General features: G+C 51.4%; 26 protein-coding genes. 22 read left to right on the top strand and 4 right to left on the bottom strand.

Going from position 1 to position 22286, the window contains the following annotated elements; all coding sequences use genetic code 11:
- Together JHD74_RS20565 and JHD74_RS20560 are read left to right on the top strand one after the other, a co-directional pair.
- Positions 1-273: LuxR C-terminal-related transcriptional regulator (locus tag JHD74_RS20565; RefSeq protein ID WP_233169616.1), on the top strand; the 273-nt coding region annotated here is incomplete at its 5' end.
- A gap of 409 nt (positions 274-682) precedes the next feature.
- Positions 683-1255: a LuxR C-terminal-related transcriptional regulator gene (locus JHD74_RS20560; RefSeq protein ID WP_199063395.1), complete on the top strand. Its 573-nt coding sequence runs from the start codon at positions 683-685 to the stop codon at positions 1253-1255.
- A 103-nt stretch (positions 1256-1358) separates the two neighbouring features.
- On the opposite strand, the gene JHD74_RS20555 is transcribed toward JHD74_RS20560, so the two are convergent.
- Together JHD74_RS20555 and JHD74_RS20550 are read right to left on the bottom strand one after the other, a co-directional pair.
- A complete protein-coding gene (locus tag JHD74_RS20555) occupies positions 1359-1853 on the bottom strand; it encodes a hypothetical protein (RefSeq protein WP_074031622.1) in 495 nt (164 codons plus the stop codon).
- Positions 1837-2619, bottom strand: a complete 783-nt coding sequence (locus JHD74_RS20550; RefSeq protein WP_074031623.1) for a helix-turn-helix domain-containing protein — start codon at positions 2617-2619, stop codon at positions 1837-1839. Before JHD74_RS20550 ends, JHD74_RS20555 begins: the two co-directional genes overlap by 17 nt.
- A gap of 535 nt (positions 2620-3154) precedes the next feature.
- On the opposite strand from JHD74_RS20550, the gene JHD74_RS20545 reads away from it, so the two are divergent.
- The 10 genes from JHD74_RS20545 (at position 3155) to JHD74_RS20500 (ending at position 11324) form a co-directional block, all read left to right on the top strand.
- A complete protein-coding gene (locus JHD74_RS20545) occupies positions 3155-3697 on the top strand; it encodes a fimbrial protein (protein ID WP_074031624.1) in 543 nt (180 codons plus the stop codon).
- Between the two features lie 73 nt (positions 3698-3770).
- A complete protein-coding gene (locus JHD74_RS20540) occupies positions 3771-4325 on the top strand; it encodes a fimbrial protein (RefSeq protein ID WP_074031625.1) in 555 nt (184 codons plus the stop codon).
- A gap of 13 nt (positions 4326-4338) precedes the next feature.
- The gene (locus JHD74_RS20535) at positions 4339-6849 is read left to right on the top strand and encodes an outer membrane usher protein (protein WP_199063394.1); all 2511 of its coding nucleotides are present in this window, start codon (positions 4339-4341) and stop codon (positions 6847-6849) included.
- A 101-nt stretch (positions 6850-6950) separates the two neighbouring features.
- Complete coding sequence (locus JHD74_RS20530; protein WP_199063393.1) at positions 6951-7712, top strand: fimbria/pilus periplasmic chaperone; 762 nt, start codon at positions 6951-6953, stop codon at positions 7710-7712.
- Between the two features lie 75 nt (positions 7713-7787).
- Positions 7788-8390 (top strand): fimbrial protein, encoded by a 603-nt coding sequence (locus tag JHD74_RS20525; protein WP_081375849.1) that lies wholly within the window; start codon positions 7788-7790, stop codon positions 8388-8390.
- A gap of 43 nt (positions 8391-8433) precedes the next feature.
- Positions 8434-8919 (top strand): fimbrial protein, encoded by a 486-nt coding sequence (locus tag JHD74_RS20520; protein ID WP_074031628.1) that lies wholly within the window; start codon positions 8434-8436, stop codon positions 8917-8919.
- Complete coding sequence (locus JHD74_RS20515) at positions 8916-9404, top strand: fimbrial protein (protein WP_199063392.1); 489 nt, start codon at positions 8916-8918, stop codon at positions 9402-9404. Before JHD74_RS20520 ends, JHD74_RS20515 begins: the two co-directional genes overlap by 4 nt.
- 10 nt (positions 9405-9414) lie before the next feature.
- On the top strand, positions 9415-9894 hold the full coding sequence (locus tag JHD74_RS20510) for a fimbrial protein (protein WP_065687006.1): 480 nt from the start codon (positions 9415-9417) through the stop codon (positions 9892-9894).
- Positions 9895-9904: 10 nt separating this feature from the next.
- Entirely contained in the window at positions 9905-10450 is a 546-nt protein-coding gene (locus JHD74_RS20505) for a fimbrial protein (RefSeq protein WP_199063391.1), read from the top strand.
- Between the two features lie 52 nt (positions 10451-10502).
- Complete coding sequence (locus JHD74_RS20500; RefSeq protein WP_186529390.1) at positions 10503-11324, top strand: PapG chaperone-binding domain-containing protein; 822 nt, start codon at positions 10503-10505, stop codon at positions 11322-11324.
- A gap of 159 nt (positions 11325-11483) precedes the next feature.
- On the opposite strand, the gene JHD74_RS20495 is transcribed toward JHD74_RS20500, so the two are convergent.
- Both JHD74_RS20495 and JHD74_RS20490 read right to left on the bottom strand, forming a co-directional pair.
- Positions 11484-11960, bottom strand: a complete 477-nt coding sequence (locus tag JHD74_RS20495) for a hypothetical protein (RefSeq protein WP_074031633.1) — start codon at positions 11958-11960, stop codon at positions 11484-11486.
- Entirely contained in the window at positions 11953-12753 is an 801-nt protein-coding gene (locus JHD74_RS20490; protein ID WP_074031634.1) for a winged helix-turn-helix domain-containing protein, read from the bottom strand. The genes JHD74_RS20495 and JHD74_RS20490 overlap by 8 nt, the downstream gene beginning before the upstream one ends.
- A gap of 393 nt (positions 12754-13146) precedes the next feature.
- Here JHD74_RS20490 and JHD74_RS20485 point away from each other — a divergent pair, with 393 nt between their 5' ends.
- The 10 genes from JHD74_RS20485 to JHD74_RS20440 all read left to right on the top strand — a co-directional run bounded on the left by JHD74_RS20485 (position 13147) and on the right by JHD74_RS20440 (position 22134).
- Entirely contained in the window at positions 13147-13818 is a 672-nt protein-coding gene (locus tag JHD74_RS20485; protein WP_199063390.1) for a helix-turn-helix transcriptional regulator, read from the top strand.
- A gap of 160 nt (positions 13819-13978) precedes the next feature.
- Entirely contained in the window at positions 13979-14518 is a 540-nt protein-coding gene (locus tag JHD74_RS20480; protein WP_074031636.1) for a fimbrial protein, read from the top strand.
- A gap of 41 nt (positions 14519-14559) precedes the next feature.
- Entirely contained in the window at positions 14560-15138 is a 579-nt protein-coding gene (locus tag JHD74_RS20475) for a fimbrial protein (RefSeq protein WP_233169615.1), read from the top strand.
- Between the two features lie 18 nt (positions 15139-15156).
- Entirely contained in the window at positions 15157-17691 is a 2535-nt protein-coding gene (locus tag JHD74_RS20470; protein ID WP_199063389.1) for an outer membrane usher protein, read from the top strand.
- A 14-nt stretch (positions 17692-17705) separates the two neighbouring features.
- Positions 17706-18461: a fimbria/pilus periplasmic chaperone gene (locus tag JHD74_RS20465; RefSeq protein WP_074031638.1), complete on the top strand. Its 756-nt coding sequence runs from the start codon at positions 17706-17708 to the stop codon at positions 18459-18461.
- A 74-nt stretch (positions 18462-18535) separates the two neighbouring features.
- A complete protein-coding gene (locus JHD74_RS20460; RefSeq protein WP_081375859.1) occupies positions 18536-18970 on the top strand; it encodes a fimbrial protein in 435 nt (144 codons plus the stop codon).
- A 14-nt stretch (positions 18971-18984) separates the two neighbouring features.
- Entirely contained in the window at positions 18985-19467 is a 483-nt protein-coding gene (locus JHD74_RS20455) for a fimbrial protein (RefSeq protein WP_233169614.1), read from the top strand.
- A gap of 9 nt (positions 19468-19476) precedes the next feature.
- Positions 19477-20007, top strand: coding sequence for a fimbrial protein (locus tag JHD74_RS20450; RefSeq protein ID WP_074031642.1), 531 nt, complete (start codon positions 19477-19479; stop codon positions 20005-20007).
- Positions 20008-20452: 445 nt separating this feature from the next.
- A complete protein-coding gene (locus tag JHD74_RS20445) occupies positions 20453-20869 on the top strand; it encodes a hypothetical protein (RefSeq protein WP_074031644.1) in 417 nt (138 codons plus the stop codon).
- Positions 20870-21462: 593 nt separating this feature from the next.
- The gene (locus tag JHD74_RS20440) at positions 21463-22134 is read left to right on the top strand and encodes a tyrosine-type DNA invertase (protein ID WP_081375852.1); all 672 of its coding nucleotides are present in this window, start codon (positions 21463-21465) and stop codon (positions 22132-22134) included.
- Positions 22135-22286: the final 152 nt, after the last annotated feature.

Below are 22286 nucleotides of genomic sequence, written 5' to 3'. Positions count from 1 at the left end.
CTGCAACGGCTGATCAGAACCATGGTTACGGCAAGCCCCAAGGCGTTAGCGGATAATGTTTTTGGCGATATCTGGGGGGACATTTTGAAGTCTTCTCAGAAAGAGTATCTGGTGTTGAAGCTGTTGTTGGATGGCCACAGCCAATACCAAATAGCCAAAATGTTAAACTTATCGATAAAAACCATCAGCGGCTATAAGGTTAAGGCGATAAAAAGACATGGGGCAAGAAACTTCAATGAGCTCTACATGCTAAAGCTAAGGAATAATGCTTGATATCACCTAATAGACAGCATTCTTGGTGTTGAGGTTAAGCAATAGGATGACTTGCTGCTGAATTCCACTGCGGTTGCGTGGTGTTAAATTCCTATAACTCCATTAATAAATCTAAAATTTAGAATTTAAATCTATAAATAACGTAATTGCAGTTATAAATAACTGCGTGATAACTTTTCCTGTAACTTGAGGCTCAGATTGATGTGGGGTGCAGTTTGCCGGGTTTAGGCCTGGCAGGCACAACGTCAATCCTGAGCAGTAACGATAAGTTCAACACCAGGTAGATATCAGTCAAAACCCTTAAGGGGTTAGGCCTCTGACGTCGATTAACAATGAACAAGGTTATCTTGAATAGCCTTAGGCCTGGTGCTTCACCAAATTCAAGTATTATTCTTTCAGGAAGTTATCCATGTATTTGTTTGACACGAATTACCCTTGCCCTTTAAATAAGGTTGCCTTCGATTCAATTGTCGAGTCCTTAAACTCTGAGCCAAATTCAAGCTTGCATCATGATGAAAGTTACGTTGCTTTTGTTGATGGAGACTCAACCGATATATACAGCACCATAAAACAGATTTATGGCCTTAAAAAGGAAAGCAAAACGATTTATGTGATCACGCTGCTTTCCAAAGGTAAAGAGTGTTCTGTAATACTTAAGCATTTATCCGACTTTATAGTTGATAAAAAAATCGCCTATGCCGATCTGAAAAACCTGGTCCGAGCTATGAACTCAGCGCAACCCAAGACGGTAGCGGACAATATCTTTGGCGATATTTGGGGGGAAGTCTTGAAGTCGTCGCAGAAAGAGCACCGAGTAGTAAAGCTCTTAGTGGAGGGGTACTCGCAATCACAGATAGCCAAGATGCTGCATCTGTCGATAAAAACGGTCAGTGGTTATAAGGCCAAGGCGGTAAAACGACATGGGGCAAGAAACTTCAATGAATTGTATATGCTTAAGTTCGGTAATACTCATGTGCAATAAACCGCGAAATACCCGTGCGATGGCGCTGGATACCATCCTTCAGCCATCGCATTCGCAGAGTGGGAAGAGAGAGCGCTTTACTGTTCAGTCATAAACTGGCCTGTTATTGATTGTGAATGCACATCATCACTGGCGAAAAGTCATTCCACAATAAGTAGCCATCACCCACTTCGGTGATCCTCAGTTGCCGGGCTTTCACCGAAAAATCAAAAATGGACTGGTTAAACAACTCATTCGGCATAGTATCGCTGGCATTTTTATTGACATCCACCAGTTGCAAGGCGAGGTGACCATCACCTTCATAACGATATTCAAAATTGACATTGCGCAGCAGATTATACTTTACTGCGCCAACGCTATCCTTGACCGTAGCTGAGATATGCATTCTCCCATGGCTTACACCATCAATATGTAAACTCATGACGCCCTGGGTTTGCAAGTCGCTTTGTACCAGGAAAAAGGCGGCACAGCTCACTTTTGGGCCTTTCTCGGTAATGAAAAATTTATGCATCAGGAGGTTGAATAGCAAGGCTACAGCGACCAAGGCGAGAGCAACCAACCCGATGAACCTGCCTGAGCGATTATTTAGCGAAAGCATAGACGGCCTTACAGTCAGAGAAATGAGACAGGGTGTGATCACTATTGGTGCAACGGGTTATGAATGCTCTGCCGGACCGTTGGTAGGCATAGTGTTCGCCTGAGTGAAAAATAAATATCTCATTGTTGATGCACGGAGCATGCGCAGCAGCCAACTCTTCGGCCAATTTTTCCTTGCGTGCAGCGACGTCAGGTGAGCTAGCGCTAAGCGCATAGACAGGGCAGGTCGCTATATTGCCAATTTTATACAGCGTAGACTTCGGAAAACGGTAATCCAGGTGGCCAGTAGCGGAGCGGAAGGGCTGCAGAACCAATAAGGTTGAGATAATCAAGCTGATGGCGAGCAACGCGGGTTTATACACTCCGCGTAGCCTTGATTGCTCTATTGCAGGCTGAACTTTGGTGCTTGTGGTTTCGACGTTGTGCGGTGTCTCCGAACTGGCAGACACCATCTCCCGGGCAATATAAAAGCCGACTCGAGGAATGGTTTTAATGATCTCTTCGTCACAACCTAACTCACTCAATGACTTACGGATCAGCGAAATATACTGATTCACCGAGTTATTCGAAGGTTCCAGACCGTATTTATTCCAGATATTATTGAGTAATTCTTCCCGGCTTACCATTTTATCGGCGTTTTCCAACAGGTAGGTGAACAACCGGGTAGGAATGGTAGTGAAGGAGAGCCTTCTGTCGGGCTGTGCAATGTTCCACATCGCCCCGTCTTCGCTCCTGAACGCAATCATGTTAAAAATCGTAAAAACCATGTCCACCTCTGTAGGTTAAGACCTGACTCTGCCTCATTAAACCAGCCTACTCTGCTGCCGGGCTACAGTACAGCGCCGCAATCTCACAATCTTGTATTATAACCGATATTGTTCCCCGCTTGTGGCATGTCGGGATGCGGGGGAGGGGAGAACGCTCAACCCGCAACGGGAAGTTACACAAATGTAAAAAATAGTTCGTCAATGTATTTCATGCCGATAATAGTGATAAAAAAATTCTGAAAATAGACATTTTTTTGCTTTTTTCACTAGCAATAAATGCTTATTTAAAACGCATTATTAAGATATTTCCTAGTATATACATATACTTGCTGAGTTGCTCACTGAGGTGGTTTTTTTTATAAGACAGCAAGAAAAAACAAAGAGGAATGTCCTATATAAGTATTTTCCTATGACGGTATTATAGCGCCAATCCTAAGCAACGGAAATATTGTTGGGTAGTGATAAAAGGCGTGGCAGTGTATTTCACAGTCCGCCTAACATTTTAGTTAATATATAAATCATAGGAACGGATTTCATGAAAGTTAAAGCAATTGCAATGATCATTGGCGCTTCCCTGGTGGCTAGCACGGCTTACGCAGCTAACCAAGGCGAAGGCAAGATCACCTTTACCGGTTCTATCACCGATGCACCTTGCTCTATCGCTGCAGGTTCACTGGATCAGGTTATCCCATTGGGTGCCGTGTCCAACGTTGCTCTGGCAGCTAACAATAATACCGGTGTCTCTACGCCAGAAGCTTTCAGCATTGAGCTGAAAGATTGCGTCATTGCTACTGCAGGCACCAAAGATAAAGTCTCTGTGACCTTCACCGGTACGGCTTCTTCATATGATGCTACCAGTCTGGGTCTGATCGGTACTGCTGAAGGTGCTTATATTCTGATGTCTCAGGCTGACGGTGCCAAAGTGGCTCTGAACACCCCTACCGCAGCTCGGACTGTGGTTAATGGTACCAACAACACCCTGAGCTTCACTGCGGCTCTGAAAGGTGGTGGCGAAGACGCTGTGATCAAACCAGGTAGCTTCCAGGTTCCAACCAACTTCGTACTGTCCTACCAGTAAGTTCGTTGTGTAGTGCTGAACAACCTGCGGCGGCTCTGCCGCAGGTTTTTTTTGCGACCCATGGAGTTGGTTAATGAAATGGACTTATGGCGTTTCGCCTTGTGTGGTGCCTTCCCTGCTGATGTGTTGTGCCCTGGCGTTTTCCGGGAGTGCATTTTCCGCTGATGTGCTGGGGCAGGGGCGCGTCAGCATGGAAGGCGCCATTGTTGAGACGCCTTGTGCAATTGAAGTTGGGGACCGTGACCAGAGTCTGGTGATGGACACCCTCCCGGTCAGCCAACTGATCCGGGACGGTCGCGGGCCAGAAAAAGATTTTGCCATCCGCCTGGTGGATTGCGTGCTGGTCCGTGTTGACGCGACAGCCCCCGACTGGCAGCGCTTTCAGGTGACCTTTGACGGTGATGACGATCGCGGTCACTTCGGAGTGAGCGGAGAGGCACGCGGCGTGGCGTTGATGATACGTGATGCCAGAGGCGAGGTAGCAGCACCGGGGGATGCCTTGCAGGCCGGAGCCATGACCCAGGGAGAAATGCAACTGCATTACACCCTGAGCCTGGTGGGTAACCAACAGACGTTGCGAGCAGGGGATTACCGTTCGGCTATACGGTTCAGAATGGATTATTACTAAAGGGACTCTCTTCATGGCGCGTTATTTTTCCCGCTCCCTGCTTGCCATCTTGTGTCAAGCCGGCCTGGGCAGCAGCGTATTGCTCGGTGCGGTGAACGTGGCCCAGGCAAAAGATATCCAGTTCAACACGGATGTCCTGGATCTTAAAGATCGTGACAACATTGATTTGGGCCAGTTTTCGCACCAGGGTTTTATCCTGCCGGGCACTTATGACCTTGCTTTAAGCCTGAATAACCAGGTGCAACCGGCACGCCCAGTGACGTTTTTGGCGCCGGACGACGATCCGAAAGGCAGCCAGGTCTGTCTGAGCAAAGAGATGGTAGACCAGTTGGGGCTGACCAAGGCCGCACTGGCAGGGTTGACCTGGTGGCATCAGGGGGAGTGTCTGGATCTGGCTAGCCTGGATGGGCTTCAGGCCCGAACCGATCTCGGTACCAACACGCTGTATCTCAGTATCCCGCAGGCTTATCTGGAATACAGCAGTGCGAACTGGGATCCGCCGTCGCGCTGGGAAGAGGGGATCCCTGGCATTTTGCTGGACTACAGCCTTAATACCCAGGTTCAGCGGCAGAACCGGGATGGTACTCAAGGGTACAACCTCAGCGGCAACGGAGTGACCGGGGCCAATCTGGGAGCCTGGCGGCTGCGGGCCAGTTGGCAGACCAGGATCGACCATCAGAGCGATTCGGCGAAAGAGAATACCCGCAGTTTTGACTGGACGCAGTACACCGCCTACCGGGCTATTACACCGCTGCGTGCCAAGCTGACGCTAGGGGAAGATTTCCTTAATTCCGACATCTTCGACAGCTTCCGTTTCACCGGGGGCAGCCTGGTCTCGGATGACAACATGCTGCCGCCGAATTTGCGTGGTTATGCGCCAGAAGTCACCGGTGTGGCACGCGGCAACGCAAAGGTAGTGATTAGCCAGCAGGGGCGGGTGATCAAGGAAGTCCTGGTCGCATCCGGGCCATTCCGTATTCAGGATCTGGATAGCGCGGTCTCTGGCGCACTGGATGTACGGGTTGAGGAAGCGGATGGCAGCGTGCAGCGTTTCCAGGTGGATACCGCCACCATTCCGTACCTGACACGACCCGGGCAGGTGCGTTTCAAGCTGGCGGCAGGCCGCCCATCTGACTGGCAACATAATATCAATGGGCCGATGTTTGCCACGGGTGAGTTCTCCTGGGGCGTGAGTAACGGCTGGTCGCTGTACGGCGGTGGGTTGGGTGGGGATGAATACTCGGCCCTGTCACTGGGAATTGGGCGTGATTTGATGATTTTTGGGGCCTTGTCTGCGGACGTGACGCAGTCCCGGGCTAGGCTACCGGATCAAGGCACTCAGCAGGGGGGCTCCTACCGCCTGAGCTACTCGAAGCGCTTTGATGATACCGGCAGCCAGGTCACCTTTGCCGGCTACCGCTTCTCCGACAGCGGTTTTATGTCGATGGCGGACTACCTGAGTGCCAAGGATAACGCCAATGGGGTAAGCCCTGGGCGTAGCAAGGAGATGTATACCCTGTCCTTCAGCCAGCAGTTCGAGTCGCTGGCGATGAGTGGGTACCTTAACTACAACCACCAGACCTATTGGAACCAGGCCACCAGTGACCGCTATGACATGACGCTGGCGCGCTATTTTGATATTGGCCGTTTTCGTAACGTCAATCTGTCGCTGACGGCTTATCGCAACAATTTCAGCAACGCCAAGGATGACGGCATGTATCTGTCGCTGTCCATGCCATGGGGAAACAGCGGCATGCTGGGCTATAACGGGTCTTATGCTGCAGGAGACAATACCAACTCGGTCAACTATTCAGATCGGGTCGGTGATACCGACAACTATACGGTCCGGGCTGGGATGGCGAATAGCGATGCTGATATCAGTGGCTATTACTCACACCGTGGAACCCTGGCACAGGTGAATGGCATGGCCAGTTACCGTTCCGGGCAGTATAGCTCGGCAGGGATGTCGATGTCGGGCGGAGCTACCCTGACGGGCGAAGGTGGTGCTTTGCATCGTACATCGCTAATGGGCGGGACGCGGATGCTGATTGATACCGATGGCGTTGCAGGGGTGCCAGTGGGCGGTTATGGCAACACGGTCAACTCCAATATCTTCGGTAAAGCGGTGGTGGCGGATGTGAACAGTTATTACCGCAGCAGCGTACGTATCGACGTAGACAAACTGGCGGACAACGCCCAAGCCACCGGCTCAGTGCTGCAAGGCACGCTGACGGAAGGAGCCATTGGCTATCGTCACTTTGAAGTCGTCGCGGGTGAGAAGGCGATGGCGGTAATACGTCTGGCCGATGGTTCGGTGCCGCCTTTCGGTGCCACGGTGCTGAATGCCAAGCAACAGGAAACCGGCATGGTGAATGATGCGGGCAACGTCTACCTCAGCGGTATCAAGCCGGGTGAGACCATGACGGTGCACTGGAACAATGCCGAACAGTGCCGCATTACGCCGCCGAAGGAAATACCGGCGGGGATGACCGCCAATCTGCTGTTGCCTTGTGTAAAGGGATAACGGCAGCGAAGTAAACCCATTGAACAGTCAAGGGCGTCATCGTCCGCAGGCTTTTGAGCCTGCCGAGATGACGTCCGATAGGAAGAATATAGGTAATGATGATGAAAAGATTTTTTGTGATGAGCCTGTTGGCAGGAGCCGCATTAACCACATTGGCTCCGTCTGCGCAGGCGGCCATTTCGCTGGATCGGACCCGCGTGGTATTCCCGGGGAATGAGAAGTCTGTGAGCCTGACCGTACGCAACCAGAACCCGGAACTGCCATACCTGGCTCAGGGGTGGCTGGAGGATGCCCACGGCACCAAGCTGGAAGGAAACAGTGCGTTTACCGTGTTGCCACCGGTACAGCGTGTCGAACCAAAAGGGCAGACGCAGGTGAAAATCCAGGCAACCCCAGGAGCCAACATGTTGCCACAGGATCGCGAATCGCTGTTCTTCTTCAATCTGCGGGAAATCCCGCCGAAAAGTGACAAGTCGAACGTATTGCAGATAGCCCTGCAAACGCGCATCAAGATGTTCTATCGCCCGGCTGCACTAGCCGAAGCGGCAGCCAAACAGCAGGCGACGCCGTATCAGGAGCAACTGACGCTGAGCAAAAAGGGTGATCAATACACCGTCAACAACCCAACGCCGTATTTTGTGACGTTGATTGGCGCCAGCGCCCAGAAAGAAGGCGAAGTGGTGAAAGGTTTTGAACCGGTGATGGTGCCACCAAAGGGCAGCGTCAAACTGGGCGGCAGTGCGGCGGCGTTAGGGGCGACCCCGGTGCTGGTGTATGTCAATGACTACGGCGGTCAACCGGCACTGACCTTCCGCTGCGGGGGTAACAGCTGCCAGGTAGATGAAAGCAAGCGCGACAAATAATCACCCGGCGTCAGTGGTGGTGTTGGGCGATGCCCGGCGGGCATGAACCGGGAAGGAAGAACAAGGAAAACAATCATGGAAAAGAGAAGACTGCCCGGCAAGACGGTAAAGGACTCCGTCCTGAGCGGAATGGTACTGGCAGCCCTGTTTTCCCCGGTGGCGCAGGCTGCTACGGGGGTGATTGACGGTGAGCACGGTGTGCTGCGCGTGTCGGGAGCGTTGACCGAAAGCGCCTGCCGCCTGGAGATGAGCAGCGCCGACCAGTCGGTCGAGTTGGGGGAGGTGGGAACGGGTCGCCTGCAACATGTTGGCGATCGGGGAACGGCGGTGGCAGTACAACTGCGCCTGCAAGACTGCTTGCGCAGCGCTGCCAACAATCGTGACCAGCAGGGCAACCTGACCTGGAGCACCAACCAGCCCGCAGTGTCATTGACCTTTACCGGCGTGCAGGATAGCCACGAGCCCAATCTGTTCCTGGCGCGCGGTGTGGGCGGTATGGGGCTGCGCCTGACGGATGCCTCCCGCCGTGACGTCGTGCCGGGGTTGGCAGGACAACCGCAATTACTGACACCGGGCAGCAACGTGCTGACCTACTACATCGCGCCGGAGCGCACTGGGGCGCCGCTACAAGCGGGCGCGTATCTGGCCCATGTCAACTTCAGGCTGAGCTATGAATAGGTTGGTTTATCGGCTTAAGGGACGCTCCATTCTCAGGAGCCTAATGTGTACTGCCCTCGGTACGGTGGGGGGCTTGGCATTGTGTCTGGCTACGGCACAGGCCAGCAACCAGCTTGCCCTCACCATCAAGGGGATCGTGATGACGGGACCCGCTTGCATAGTGAATGGCAACACCACGATTGACGTGAACTTTGGCTCTGCCTTGCAGACTACCAGCATTGATGGCAACAACTATGCCACGCCGGTGCCGTTTTCCCTGAGCTGTACCGGCAGCACTTCCAGCTTGCGTCTGCGGTTCCAGGGATCGGTCAGCGGCTTTGATTCTGACGTGTTGGCAACCAACTTTACGGATCTGGGGATCAAACTGTTGAAACCGGACAACAGTGCGTTAGCGCTGGGTGAATGGTTTACCTTCAGTTATTCGGCCACACCGCCTGCCATCAGTGCCGTGCCGGTGAAACGGCCGGGGGCCATTTTACCGGGCGGGGTATTCAACAGTACGGCAACGCTGCTGGTGGAGGTGTTATGAAACAGCTCACAGCGTTATGGCCTGTTTTGGCCCTGACGACCGCTTTGGGTAGCGCGTTACCGGCACAGGCCGTGGACGTCAAGTTCACCGGTACCTTGGTGGTGCCACCGCCCTGTGTGATTAACAGCAACAGCGATATTTCAGTGGATTTTGACACCGATATGCTGGCCGGGCGGATAAATGGGGTTAATTACGAAAAGCCTATCACATATACGCTGGACTGCACTGGCGCAACCTCCGCAACGCTGAAGCTGCAATTTCAGGGCGGTGGGGCAGGTTTTGATGCCAGCGTGCTCGGTACCAGCAAAGCCAATCTGGGCCTGGAGCTGCGCAGTGACGGCGCCAAGCTGCCGATGAATACCTGGCTCAATTTTACCAACCCGGCTCGCCCTGCACTGACGGCAGTCCCGGTTAAGGCTAAGTCCAGCACCCTGAGCGGGGGAACCTTTACCGCGGCTACCACGCTGTTGGTGGACTATCAGTGAGGGATGAACAATGACGGGTAAAACAGTTTCTCTGGCTATGTTGCTGGGCATGCTGGTGCAGCCAGCACAGGCAGTGCAGGTGAACTTTCAGGGCGGCCTGGTGGAGGCACTGCCCTGCACTATCAATAACGGTGAAACGATCGAAGTGGATTTTGGCGATAATCTGGTGATCCGCAATCTTGACGGGGTGCGCTACAGCAAGCCGATTCCTTACCAGATTGATTGCAGTGCGGCAGGGGTGGTTAAGTTGAGTTTCAAGGGGACCCCGAGCAGTTTTGACGCCACTGCCATTCAAACCAATCTGACGGGGTTGGGTATCCGTATTCTGCTTGAGGGGGGCTTACCGTTCCCTTGGCAGAACTCGTATTTTAATAATGTTAACGTGCAATCACTCCCGGGGCTGAGCGCAGTGCCGGTAGCCGATCCGGCGCAGCCACCGGTCCCCGGGGCATTTACTGCCCGTGCCACGTTGCTGGCGGAATATCAATAGGAGCCGCTTGATGAAGCAATGGCAAGAGTTACCACGGATCGGTCTGGCACTGCTGTTGACCTGCCCATTTTTATTCTGCGCACCGGCGCAGGCGGTCGAGAACGTGGAATTCAGAGGGGCGTTGGTAAATGCACCCTGCACCCTGCGCCCAGGTGACGAGGCGATAGAGCTGAATTTTGGCACGTTGGTTAACAAGTTCCTTTACACCAATACGCGCACCCCGAGCCAGACGTTCTCGTTGCATCTGGATGACTGTGATAAGGCGGTGGCAACAGGTGTGAAGCTGACGTTTATGGGCACCGAGAGCACGGCATTGCCAGGGTTGTTGGCACTGGATGCTGCCAGCGTGGCCCGCGGAGTGGCGGTGGGGATGGAAACGGGGGCTGGCCAGGCGTTGCCGCTCAATATCCAGAGCTCCACCACGCCGCTGACGCAGGGCAATATGGTGATTGCGCTTCAGGCCTATGTGCAGGCAGAACCCGCGGCCAAGGCCAACCAAGGGATAGTGGAAGGGGCATTTACGGCCACGGCGACTTTTGCGCTGGAGTACCAGTAGCAACTGTTCCTCCGCTTAGCTGCCTGCCTATCCTGCAATCGAGACTAACTTTATGTACGACATCGTGAAACGAATGAAATCGCTAATTGCTTTACTCTGCCTGATGACCAGTACGTCCAGTTTTGCTGCGTTCGTCATCACCAGCGCACAATTCGACCAAACAACACAAGAGATGTTTTTCACCTATACCGACGGTGTCGAACAATACGATACAACAAACATCCGTCCGGGCACGACCTCGTTCTTTGACGTGTGTGTGACCAAGAATAATGTTGGATGGAATGCTTATGCCACAGATACCTACTGTGCCTTTAGTTATTCTACTCAAGGCTACGCTAAGAATTACTATTACTGGTCGGATTTCCAAAAGGAATTAATGAAGAGAACGGGGCTAGGATCTGGCGGGAGCTGGAAGGGTAAGGCTAGCAGGATTAATGCGAACACAGGAAATACTCGCACCTGTGTTGTCTATGAAGGTCCTAACAGCACGAACGCGAGATTGACAACTTCGTGCGTAAATACGAATAACAAACCCTTCACCACCGGGTGCGATATAACCGGGCCCACAGTTCTCGACCACGGGCTGGTGGACGGCACTGCCATAGCTGGGAATACCGCGAGTCTGACGGCGACGATAACTTGCCCGACGCCAGCTAAAGTTGTGATAACTGTCCCCGCGCTCTCGGATAACACCACCAGTTTCGGCAATGGAATACAATCGACTATCACCATCAATGGCTCGAAATTCCCATCGCCAATCACCATTAATGGCTCGGTAAATGTGCAGATTGAATCTACTCTCGCCCCCACGGGGGGGACTGTAAAGGCTGGCGCGTTTAGCGGGTCTGCGGTTGTTGTGGTGGATGTTCTATAAGCACGCCACGGCGATGTCATCACCGGAGGAAAGAGACTCTTTCCTCCGGTTTTTTGTTTTTGCCATTCGATCCCAGCGCTAAAGAGTCGTCTCCACCAAGCGAAACTCGTTAACGTCAAACAGCCCTTTGCTGGTCACCTATCTCCGTATCGCAGCATTTCACTTACGTGCACAGTAAAATGACGGCACCTGCCCGGTAGAAAAAACATACCCTTCTTTGGTGGCAGAGTAAGCGGTGAAGTCGAATTTTAGTCCCGGTTCCAGGTAAAACAGAGGGAGGTAACGGGCGAGAGCTTTGGTGTCACTGTTGTCGGCCGGTGTGGTCACTGCCGAGATTGACTTAAGGTGATAAACTGTTTTTATCTGACTGAAATCAAAATAGTTTCTCCTGCTTACGCTAGTGGTTTTGTCGCCCTCCTTAAGGGTTCCCTTCAGACTGACGATGCCGTTATTACCTTGGAAGATAAAGTTAACCATGAGGGCCAGCTCCGCATCATCTTTGTGAACAAGCAGCATGGCTTCGCAGCTAAAATGGGTTTGCTGATATTGGCTATAGAGGCGGTATGCCCCCAGCGCGAGCAACAGGAACAACAAAGAGAGTAGTGTAAATACGCCGAACAGTTGGGGCTTATTCATTATGCTGCCACTCCAGATAATATTCAGAAATACAGAGATTCTTTGTCCCTGAAGCAAATGGCCATTCGCAGCGAATTACCGAGGCTCGTGGAACCAATGGGTTGGCGGTAAAGTAGACAACTTCCTGTTTTTTGCAGGTGAAGTTGTTTTGCGCAATAAATTGCATGTAGGACTGCAACGATGTCTGGCCGTTGTCGAGATAGACCGAACACTGCTCTATATTCCCTACGAAGTTAAAATTTGAGAAGAAATTCTTGTTCTCAGAGCTATTCCACGCAGCTAACAGCACAATACCGATACCGAAAGAGAGACTAAGCAATATTGCCCACACATGGCGAGGCCGGGAGGATGCTTTTTTATCCACCTTGCTGGGTGTTGACGGCTGGTTTTCCTCCGCAGCAATGGATATTTCTTCGGCAGAGGCTGTACTCATGTCCGGTATTATTCTTGCTACCGGAACTATTGAGGGAATGGTAAGGCCCTGGCGGGGCACTGTTTTTATCACTGCTTGCTCATAGCCGGCAAGCTTTAATCCTTTACGTAACATAAGGATGTTTTGGTAAAAGGTATTGTTAGACACCTCTAAGCCATTTTTTTGCCATCCGGCTTCAAACAGGTTCCGCTGCGGAACCAGTTCACCTTGTTGGCTTAATAAAAGCTGAAGGCAGCGTGAGGCTGCGATAAATAGCGTGATTTTCTCACCGTTGACACGAGAGTAAAGCAGGTTTTCCTCAGGCCAGAACTCAACGCTGTCACCGATGAGATAATAATAACCGCGACAATTACTAGTCATTTCGTTTACTTCCTTGTTCAAAATCACGAGCGTTATTAAAACAAAAAATAACGGATAGCATACAGTTTATTAAATGAGATTTTTCTTGTTGATTGCTAATGCATCACCGTTGAACAGCCAGGAACCAGGCTGCTCCTGGTCTTGCGTTATAAAACTTAGCAAGATTTTTCTGATTAGTAAATTGATTAATGTCGATTAATGCTCAAATATACCGCTCTAGGCATCTTCTTAAGGTAAGTTGATCTTAAGTGAAATTTTTTACAATGATATGATTTTATTGATTTTTTTATATTACTTAAATGAAATTTCACAGGTTGATATAAATTGATTATGGCATTTTGGAGTCGATCGCTAACATGCATCCAACTTTTCAGCGATAGTGGCGGGAAGCAGATGTACGATAGCCGATATGGATTTGGCGATAAGTTTGGTAGCGTTATGGATGACGGGTACGGTGTGGGTGAATATGATTTCGACTATCATAGTGAAGATATAAGTGAGATTTCATTCCATATCTCCAGCAATAATAGCTACTTTTTACAAGGTATCAGGTGTAGCTTGATTAAGTTGCAGCAACAGCATAGTCATGTTGCCTTTGAGCATTCGATATCGGATGGTTCGGCACGCAGTGCATTGCTGATTAGCGAAATGATACGTGAAAAGAAAAGCCGAACGTTGATGGTAGTGATTGCCAGTACGGCGTTATTGAATATATTGTCGCTAAGCATTGAGCAACGCTACAGAGACCGGGTTGTTTTTATTGCGACCAATGAGTGCTCTAATGCACTGCTGACACAAATTGCCGATTCACCAAATACAACATGGGCAAAACGCGACAAGTTTATCCCTAAAGGGACCTTGGCTGCGTTAAGCAACAGAGAAAAGCGGATTTGCTATTATCTTTTTCGCGGTTACACGCCAAAAATGATCGGTGCGATTTTAGGGATTAATATTAAGACGGTCAGCAGTCACCGCGTGTCCGTTATGAAGAAAATTGGTTGCACCAATAAGATTGGGTTATATAAGACCTTGCGGGTCTATTACGGTACCAGCGTAGAAGGCTGACCGATATAACCAACCTTGAGTGCCGGAAGTATAAAAAATGAAGCGTATTCCTATTGGATAATGGGCGGTCGCCTCATGTTTTTTGCAGTGCCCAGACCATGTTTGACATGGATGGTTAATTAGTCGTTTATATCAATCAATTTATAAAGGAATAGAAATAATGAAACTGAACAAATTCACAGTTGCCGCAATCGCTTTGGGTTTTGTTTCTGCTGCCAATGCTGCACAGGACGCGGGCCATGGCACAATCGAATTCTACGGTTCCATCATTGATGCACCTTGCTCTATCGCCCCAGGCGATGACAACCAGCGTATCCCGATGGGCCAGATCGCTAACGTGGCACTGAAAGACGGCGGCAAATCTACCCCTGAAAACTTCTACATCCATCTGGAAAACTGTGATGCATCTACCCTTAAAACGGTAACCACCACCTTCACAGGTCCAACTTCTGCGGGTAACGCCGATCTGCTGGGCATCACCGGTACTGCTCGTGGCGCTAGCCTGGCTATCACCGACGGTAGCGGCACGCTGATCAAACTGGGTCAACCAACTGCTCCACAGGGCATCCAGGATCAAACCAACATCCTGAACTTCTCTGCTTACCTGCAGGGCGACATGGGTGTTGACGGTAAAACTGCTGCAGAAATCGTCCCAGGCGACTTCAGCACCACGACGACCTTCACCCTGGCTTATCAGTAAGTTTTAACCGGTCAAGCGGTCACACATGCGGGGAAACCCGCATGTTTATTCTGAAGGTCATGGTGTCGAAGGGAATTAACAGCGTGAACAAAATGGAATATATCGTGGCGAGCTGCCTGCTCAGCACTCTGTTTAGCGTAACCGCAATGGCAGATACGTTTTTGGGACGGGGCCGTGTCGTCATGGAAGGCAGCATTATTGAAACTGCCTGCGCCATTGAGATGAGCAGCCGTGAGCAAGTGATTGAGATGATCACCGTTCCTGCGTCACAAATTGCTCATGATGGGCAAGGTATCGCTAAACCTTTTGTCATTCGCTTAATTAACTGCACCTTGCCACGCTTCGATCCCACGATGCCCGATTGGCAGGCATTCCGCGTGACCTTTGATGGTTTGAAGGATGGTGCCTTGCTGGGTATTGAAGGCGAGGCCCAAGGCGTTGGGCTACAGATCAAAGACCAATCAGGCAACATCGCATTACCCGGCGTAGCTATGCCCCTGGCAGAGTTGAGCTCCGGAGATAAGCTGCTGCAATACACCGTAAACCTGTTGCCGAATCACCAAATACTGCGAGCCGGTGAGTACCGTTCCACCGTGCGTTTCAAAATGGATTATTACTGATAAACGGAATTTTTATCGATGGCCAAACCTGTTGCGAATTCTACTTTCCGGCTGCGCGGATTGTGGGTCTGTATTGCTTTATCGCTGGGAAGCCCGGTTTATCTTACGCATGCCGCAGAGGATATCCAGTTCAATACCGATGTGTTGGATATTAATGATCGGGAGAATCTCGATCTCAGTCATTTCTCCCGTGGCGGCTATATTATGCCAGGGACTTACACCATGGCGGTGTTTCTCAACCGGCAGCAAATAGCGGAGCGTTCAATCACCTTCGCGCCATCTAAAGCAGATCCTAAAAGCAGCGAACCTTGCCTGACGCCTGAATTGATAGAGCTGTTTGGCCTGAGAGACAGCGTGCTCAAGGACATTGTCTGGGAAGACGATGGGCAGTGTATCGATCTGCAAAGCATTCCAGGATTGACGGTTCAGGGCGACCTGGCGACTTCGTCCCTGCAGCTCAGCGTGCCACAAGCCTATCTTGAATACAGTTCTGAAAATTGGGATCCGCCTTCCCGTTGGGACAACGGCATTACCGGTGCGTTGTTTGACTATAACCTGAACTTCCTGACTACGCGCCAGCAGCACCAGGATCAGGCCTATAGCCTGAGTGGTAATGGGACCACCGGGGCCAACTTTGGCCCTTGGCGTCTGCGCGCGGATTGGCAGTTGCAGATGCGCAATCAGTCTGGCACCAACGGCGAAAATAGCCTGGATTGGAGCCGTTATTACGCCTATCGCGCCTTGCCCAAGCTGCTTGCCCGCCTGACGCTCGGGGAGAATTTTCTCAATTCAGATATTTTCGACAGCTTCCGTTTCACCGGCGTTACGCTCAATACCGATGACAACATGCTTCCACCTAACCTGCGCGGCTATGCCCCGGAAGTGAGTGGCGTTGCCAAAAGCAATGCCAAGGTGACTATTAGCCAACAGGGCCGGGTGTTGTATGAAACTCAGGTCGCGCCAGGCCCGTACCGCATTCAGGATTTGAATGATGCGGTTTCCGGCCAACTGCAGGTTCGCGTCGAGGAACAGGATGGCAGCGTGCAGGAGTTCGCCGTAAACACCGCCAGCATCCCCTATCTGACCCGTCCAGGTTCGCTGCGCTATAAACTCGCGGCAGGCCGACCGACCGATTGGAAACATAACGTCACCGGGCCACTGTTCTCCACCGGCGAGTTCTCCTGGGGGGTTAGCAACGGCTGGTCACTGTACGGTGGCGGCGTGGGGAGCGACGACTATAACGCGTTGGCGTTGGGGGTTGGCCGCGATCTGATGATGCTGGGCGCACTGTCGTTCGATGTCACCCAATCCCGGGCTAATTTGCCGCAGGAAAGCTCGTTGTTTGGTAACTCTTACCGCCTCAGTTATTCCAAACGTTTTGACGATTATGACAGCCAGGTGACGTTCGCTGGCTATCGCTTCTCCGAACGCAATTTTATGAACATGAGTGAATTTTTGGACGCACGGACTACTGGTACCCGCACCCAGAGCAGCAAGGAGATGTACACCGTTACGTTCAATAAGCAGTTTGTCGAGCTGGGCCTGAGCACTTTTATCAATTACAGCCACCAGACCTATTGGAATGACAGTGCCAACGATCATTACAACCTGTCGCTGGCGAGATACTTCGATCTGGGCAAGTTCAAGGATCTTAACCTCTCGTTGACCGCCTATCGCAACAAATTTAACGGCACCAACGACGACGGCATGTATCTGGCGGTCACCATTCCCTGGGGCCACTCTGGTTCCATCAGTTACAGCGGGTCATGGGATCGCAATGAAAATACTCACCAGGTGGGCTATTTCGGCCGCGTGAATGATGCCGACTCCTATCAGATCAGTGCAGGTAGTGCCCGCCAAGGCGCGGTTGCCAGCGGTTACTACACCCACTTGGGCAACGACGCGCAGGTGAGTGCCAACGCGGGTTATCAAGCTGGACGCTCCAGTTCCATGGGCCTGTTGTTGCAAGGTGGGGTGACGGCGACCGGGGAGGGCGTGGCCATGCATCGGATTGGCATGCCTGGCGGAACGCGCATTTTATTGGATACCGATGGAGTCGCAGGCGTTCCTGTGCGTGGCTATGGTGCCACCACCTTATCCAACCGCTTTGGTAAAGCCGTGGTGTCCGATCTCAACAGCTACTACCGCAACCAGGTCAGCATCGATCTGAACGCGCTGGATGACAAGACCGAAGCGCTCAGCTCGGTGCAGCAAGCGACATTGACCGAAGGGGCGATTGGTTTACGGCGTTTTGAAGTGGTGGCTGGTGAAAAAGCGATGGCGGTGGTTCGTCTGGCTGATGGGTCATCACCGCCTTTCGGTGCCACGGTACAAAATAGCAAGAAACGGGACGTCGGCATTATCAACGATGACGGCAGCGTCTATCTGAGCGGCATACAACCCGGCGCCAAGATGACCACCAACTGGAATGGCATCACCCAGTGCGAAATAACGCTGCCAACGCATATCCCACAACATGGGACACAGAATTTACTGCTGCCTTGTCGGCCAATCGCCGCAGGGGAAAATCCGGAAACGGAAAACAGAAGCTGAACGGAAAAAGACTGATGAAATTAACGACCACACATTTATTAACCGCTGGCGCACTGCTGCTGGCCATCTTTACCTCACAGGCCAATGCGGCGATTGCCCTGGATCGTACCCGGGTGATTTATAACGCTTCCAACAAGTCTGTCAGCATGAACGTCAGCAATGAAAACAAACACCTGCCTTATCTGGCCCAGGGGTGGATTGAGGATGAGCAGGGCAATAAGATCACCAGCCCGCTGATCGTTCTGCCTCCGGTGCAGCGTATTGAGTCTGGTGCCAAAAGCCAGGTGAAAGTGCAGGGGCTGCCTGCTTTGCAGCAACTACCACAGGATCGTGAATCGCTGTTTTATTTCAACCTGCGTGAAATTCCACCGCGCAGCGACAAGCCGAACACGCTGCAAATTGCATTGCAGACACGCATTAAACTGTTCTACCGCCCGCAGGCGATTGAACCGACCAAGGAACAGATGAGTACGCCGTGGCAGGAAAAAATGACGCTGACGCGCCAAGGCGATCGCTATGTGGTCAACAACCCGACGCCGTATTACATCACCATCGTTGAGGCTAGCACCACTAAAGGTGGCCAGAGCGCCAAAGGGTTTGTGCCGTTGATGGTCCCCCCTAAATCCAATGCACCGCTAAGCGCCAGCGTCAGTGCTTTAGGGAGTGCGCCGGTGCTGACCTACGTGAATGACTTCGGTGGCCGCCCAGAACTTATTTTCCGCTGTGCGGGTGATACCTGTCAGGCAGAACCTGGCAAACGTAACTCATAGCCTACGCGCAACAGAGGTGAACTATGCCGTGGAAAACGTCGACGGGATTTGCAGGTTTGATACTGGTTTTGGGCATGTCATCAGCGGTTGCTGCGACGTCCAACCTGACTATCTCGGGCAATATTTTACTGCCGCCGCCCTGCGTGATTAACGGGGATCAAACCATCACGGTGGATTTTACCAACGAGGTGATGACGACCCGGGTTGATGGTATCAACTACCGCCAGCCGGTGCCTTACACGTTGGAATGCTCGGCAGGCAACACCAACGCGTTAAAAATGCAGATCCAGGGCATGGACGCCGGTTTTGCCGGTGCTCTGCAAACCTCGAAGGGCGATCTGGGGATTGCCTTATCGAGTGACAGCCAGGCAATGCCAGTGAATAGCTGGCTGAATTTCACGTTGCCGGATCAGCCAAAGCTGTTTGCCACTTTAGTGAAGCGCCCAGGGAGCACCCTGACCGCTGGCTACTTTACGTCGGCAGCCACCATGGTGGTCGACTACCAGTGAAACGGGAGAAAGGAATGAGATCGGTTGCAGGGATGTCACTATTGCTATCGTTTGCTCTGCTGGCCATATGCCCGTCGCAAGCGGTAGAAAACATGAGCTTTAGCGGCACGTTGATTGAGCCGCCCCCTTGTCTGGTGAATAACGACAAAGACATTGATGTGCCTTTTGACCGGATCGGCGTCAAGAGCGTGGATGGGGTGAAGCACCGCCGACAGGTTGATTACGTGCTGGACTGTACGGCGGGACCAGCCTGGAGCATGGTGCTGACGCTGCTCGGCCCGGTCGCCGCCTTTGAGCCAGCAACGCTACAGACCAACATTGCCAATCTGGGCATCAAAATTTACCAGAACGGCGAGCCGTTTGAGCTCGGTACGCCTATCGCTGTTGACCCGCTCAATCCACCGTTGTTAGAAGCAGTGCCGGTTAAAAAACCGGGCACCGAACTGACAGAAAGGACGTTTGAAGTCACGGCAACGCTGCTTGCGGATTACCAATAAGGAGCCGATATGCGGCAAATACTGAGATATCTCTGTGCCACCGTCGCTCTGCTTGCACTGAGCCAGGGCGTTCTGGCGGCAAACATGCGCTTACATGGCACGCTGGTGGCGGAACCTTGCATCATCCCGCCGGGTGAGGAAACCGTCCAACTGGATTTTGGTACGGTGATCGACAAACAGCTGTATCACAATCAAAGAACTACCAGTTGGGAGTTCAAACTGCACCTGAGCAACTGCGATCTGACGCTAGGCAAATCGGTGCAGGTCACGTTCACCGGAGTGGAAAATCCCGCCTTGCCGGGATTACTGGCGCTGGATGCCTCCAGCCAGGCATCGGGCATTGGTATTGGTATTGAGTCAGAAAATGGCGCTCCTTTGCCATTGAACCAGTTAGGCCCCTATCGCTACCCGTTAGCGGCAGGGGACAACTATCTGCGCATGATGGCCTATGTGCAAGGTGAGCCAGACGCGATTACCAACCGAACCATTAATCGTGGTCCTTTCAGTGCCAGCATGACCTTTGCATTGACCTATGACTAAGGGCTGACGCCGCTAGGCCTCTGTGAAGAGGCTAATCAACAATAGCGCAGAGCAATAAGGAACAGAGATGAAGTTAATAGGGACAGCACTGCTTAAAAAAACGGCCGTGATTATCGGCCTGATGATGCCCGTATATGGTCACGCTCTCGGGATCGATGTGAGCTGGACGGGGCCAAAGCAATTAACCATTAGTGCCCAGCCTGATGGGATCGGTGGATCCACCACTACGTGTAGAACCGGCACTACAGTTAACTTTTACGCTATATTGGGTACCAGTACGGGGATGTACCAACGCTTTCTTGTGTCAGCTAGGGGAGTGGCAAGTGGCAACTGTAGTGAGGTTTTGGCATCAATACTCCCTTTCACGTATACATTGCAAGGCGATGAAAAGTATTTCTTCGGACTGGGTAAAGAAATTGGCAAACGTCCTGCTGATGGTCCGTCTATGAACGTTTCTCTCGACCATGGTAGTGGAACCGGTGACGCCTGGAAACCTCAGCCACCGCCAGGCCCAGCCTGCTCACTGGTTGGCAGTTCGGTAGACATCAGCTATGGGGATATTCAGGCCGATAGTGTGCCAGGATTGAAAAAAACCTCGGACTTGTATGTTAAATGCACTTCCAGCTCCACGGTTAAAGTCACGCTGGTCGGCTACACCTCTAGCGGTATCAAACTGCGTACGGATGGTTCACTGGCGGCGGATGTGCTTGTGCGTGACCAGCCAGCCAATGTCGGCAGCCTTGAAAAGATCGAGGCCAACCAAACGATTGCCGTGCCTATCTCTTCGATATTGAAGGTTAACGGTAATCTGGCGGGGGGGGATTTCCGCGGCTCGGCAGTGATTAATGTGGATATTCTTTAACGTTCTCCCCTGAAGACGTCAGCCTGCGTTTTGCGGGGTGACGTCCCCAGCCGTTTCTGACTTGTTCCACGATTGCCTAGCGGGCGGTTTTTTTTATTACCGCTTGTTTGCCTTCCCTTTATCTAAACTTCTCAATCAATAAACCCTGTGCACGTCATTAGCGAATGTATTACCGCTAAGGTTATGTGACATTCTGGACGGTTAAAAATAACATGATGAACAATTGATTAGCAAAATAGCGTGACGGCATTTTCATCTTATTACAAAATTTAAAATACTATTCGATTAATTACTGTCTAGCATAGTGATTAGGAAAAATCCTCACTTTGGCGGTGGGCGGCAGGCCAGCGCTGGCTTTGCTTACAAAACGCACTTTTGGTGAGATAAATCTTATATTTGTAGGGGGTGGAAAATAAACCTTTAAATTTTTAGGGTCTTGTCGTGTTAACAGTTTTAGTCGTCTGGCGCTTAATGCTATTTTTTATTTGGTAATCCTTCATCACAATAGGCTATGCTTTAAACAATCTGTCAGCGACAGATTTTATTAATTCTTGAGCGAGTAATATCCAGCATAATTGCAATAGGAGTTTTTTGTGGCACAACGTAAATTTCTCACTCTCACCGAAGTTAACAACCTGATGAGTGCTGCCCGGAATAAACAGACCGGGGTACGGGACAGTTGCCTGATCCTGCTTGCCTTCCGCCACGGGTTTCGTATCAGCGAGTTGTTGAACTTGCGTTATCACGACCTGGAAATGATTGAAGGACGGATAAATATACGCCGGCTTAAGAATGGATTCTCTACCGTTCATCCTCTGATGAGTGATGAATGCAAGGCGATTAGGGAGTGGAACCAGGTCAGGGCACAGTGGAAGCCTGCCGTGGATCCAGAGATTGTTTTTATCTCTCAGCGTGGCACCCAGCTATCGCGCGGTCAGGCCTGGCGCATTATCCGTCAGGCTGGGGAACTGGCGGGCACCGCTACCCATACGCATCCCCATATGCTGCGCCATGCCTGCGGCTATGAATTGGCGGAAAGGGGCACGGATACTCGCTTGATTCAGGATTATCTGGGGCATCGTAACATCAGGCATACCGTGCGTTATACCGCCAGCAACGCGGCGCGCTTTGTTGGAATGTGGGATCGTAATGGATTGGTTATAAAGGATTTATTGGTAAATAATCAGGCGCAAGATGGAACAATTGGGGCTAAACTGTTCCTAATTCTTCAACGTTCGGTAAGATTTTGCAATACCTCATGTTAGAATATTCCTGAATTACGTTTTATCATAATGATAAGTAAGCTTATTTTTTTATCTCATCAGAATAGCCTCTTCCCCTCCCGCAATTTTGTCATGGTATAAATTCTCTGCTGTTAATCGAAAATCCCACCAGAATCACAATAATGTACTTATTG

The sequence above is a fragment of the Serratia sp. ASV30 genome (assembly GCF_016428815.1).
Lineage (GTDB): Bacteria > Pseudomonadota > Gammaproteobacteria > Enterobacterales > Enterobacteriaceae > Chania > Chania fonticola_C.
Note: the sequence above shows the minus strand (reverse complement) of the source record. Positions and strands in the feature narration are given on the sequence as shown.

Coding starts and splice junctions, on each gene's coding strand:
- JHD74_RS20480 (WP_074031636.1), top strand. CDS start 13,979: ATGAAACTGAACAAATTCACAGTTGCCGCAATCGCTTTGGGTTTTGTT.
- JHD74_RS20450 (WP_074031642.1), top strand. CDS start 19,477: ATGCGGCAAATACTGAGATATCTCTGTGCCACCGTCGCTCTGCTTGCA.
- JHD74_RS20465 (WP_074031638.1), top strand. CDS start 17,706: ATGAAATTAACGACCACACATTTATTAACCGCTGGCGCACTGCTGCTG.
- JHD74_RS20495 (WP_074031633.1), bottom strand. CDS start 11,960: ATGAATAAGCCCCAACTGTTCGGCGTATTTACACTACTCTCTTTGTTG.
- JHD74_RS20505 (WP_199063391.1), top strand. CDS start 9,905: ATGAAGCAATGGCAAGAGTTACCACGGATCGGTCTGGCACTGCTGTTG.
- JHD74_RS20545 (WP_074031624.1), top strand. CDS start 3,155: ATGAAAGTTAAAGCAATTGCAATGATCATTGGCGCTTCCCTGGTGGCT.
- JHD74_RS20485 (WP_199063390.1), top strand. CDS start 13,147: ATGTACGATAGCCGATATGGATTTGGCGATAAGTTTGGTAGCGTTATG.
- JHD74_RS20525 (WP_081375849.1), top strand. CDS start 7,788: ATGGAAAAGAGAAGACTGCCCGGCAAGACGGTAAAGGACTCCGTCCTG.
- JHD74_RS20500 (WP_186529390.1), top strand. CDS start 10,503: ATGTACGACATCGTGAAACGAATGAAATCGCTAATTGCTTTACTCTGC.
- JHD74_RS20530 (WP_199063393.1), top strand. CDS start 6,951: ATGAAAAGATTTTTTGTGATGAGCCTGTTGGCAGGAGCCGCATTAACC.
- JHD74_RS20510 (WP_065687006.1), top strand. CDS start 9,415: ATGACGGGTAAAACAGTTTCTCTGGCTATGTTGCTGGGCATGCTGGTG.
- JHD74_RS20445 (WP_074031644.1), top strand. CDS start 20,453: ATGAACGTTTCTCTCGACCATGGTAGTGGAACCGGTGACGCCTGGAAA.
- JHD74_RS20560 (WP_199063395.1), top strand. CDS start 683: ATGTATTTGTTTGACACGAATTACCCTTGCCCTTTAAATAAGGTTGCC.
- JHD74_RS20460 (WP_081375859.1), top strand. CDS start 18,536: ATGTCATCAGCGGTTGCTGCGACGTCCAACCTGACTATCTCGGGCAAT.
- JHD74_RS20520 (WP_074031628.1), top strand. CDS start 8,434: ATGTGTACTGCCCTCGGTACGGTGGGGGGCTTGGCATTGTGTCTGGCT.
- JHD74_RS20555 (WP_074031622.1), bottom strand. CDS start 1,853: ATGCTTTCGCTAAATAATCGCTCAGGCAGGTTCATCGGGTTGGTTGCT.
- JHD74_RS20535 (WP_199063394.1), top strand. CDS start 4,339: ATGGCGCGTTATTTTTCCCGCTCCCTGCTTGCCATCTTGTGTCAAGCC.
- JHD74_RS20475 (WP_233169615.1), top strand. CDS start 14,560: ATGTTTATTCTGAAGGTCATGGTGTCGAAGGGAATTAACAGCGTGAAC.
- JHD74_RS20490 (WP_074031634.1), bottom strand. CDS start 12,753: ATGACTAGTAATTGTCGCGGTTATTATTATCTCATCGGTGACAGCGTT.
- JHD74_RS20470 (WP_199063389.1), top strand. CDS start 15,157: ATGGCCAAACCTGTTGCGAATTCTACTTTCCGGCTGCGCGGATTGTGG.
- JHD74_RS20550 (WP_074031623.1), bottom strand. CDS start 2,619: ATGGTTTTTACGATTTTTAACATGATTGCGTTCAGGAGCGAAGACGGG.
- JHD74_RS20540 (WP_074031625.1), top strand. CDS start 3,771: ATGAAATGGACTTATGGCGTTTCGCCTTGTGTGGTGCCTTCCCTGCTG.
- JHD74_RS20455 (WP_233169614.1), top strand. CDS start 18,985: ATGAGATCGGTTGCAGGGATGTCACTATTGCTATCGTTTGCTCTGCTG.
- JHD74_RS20515 (WP_199063392.1), top strand. CDS start 8,916: ATGAAACAGCTCACAGCGTTATGGCCTGTTTTGGCCCTGACGACCGCT.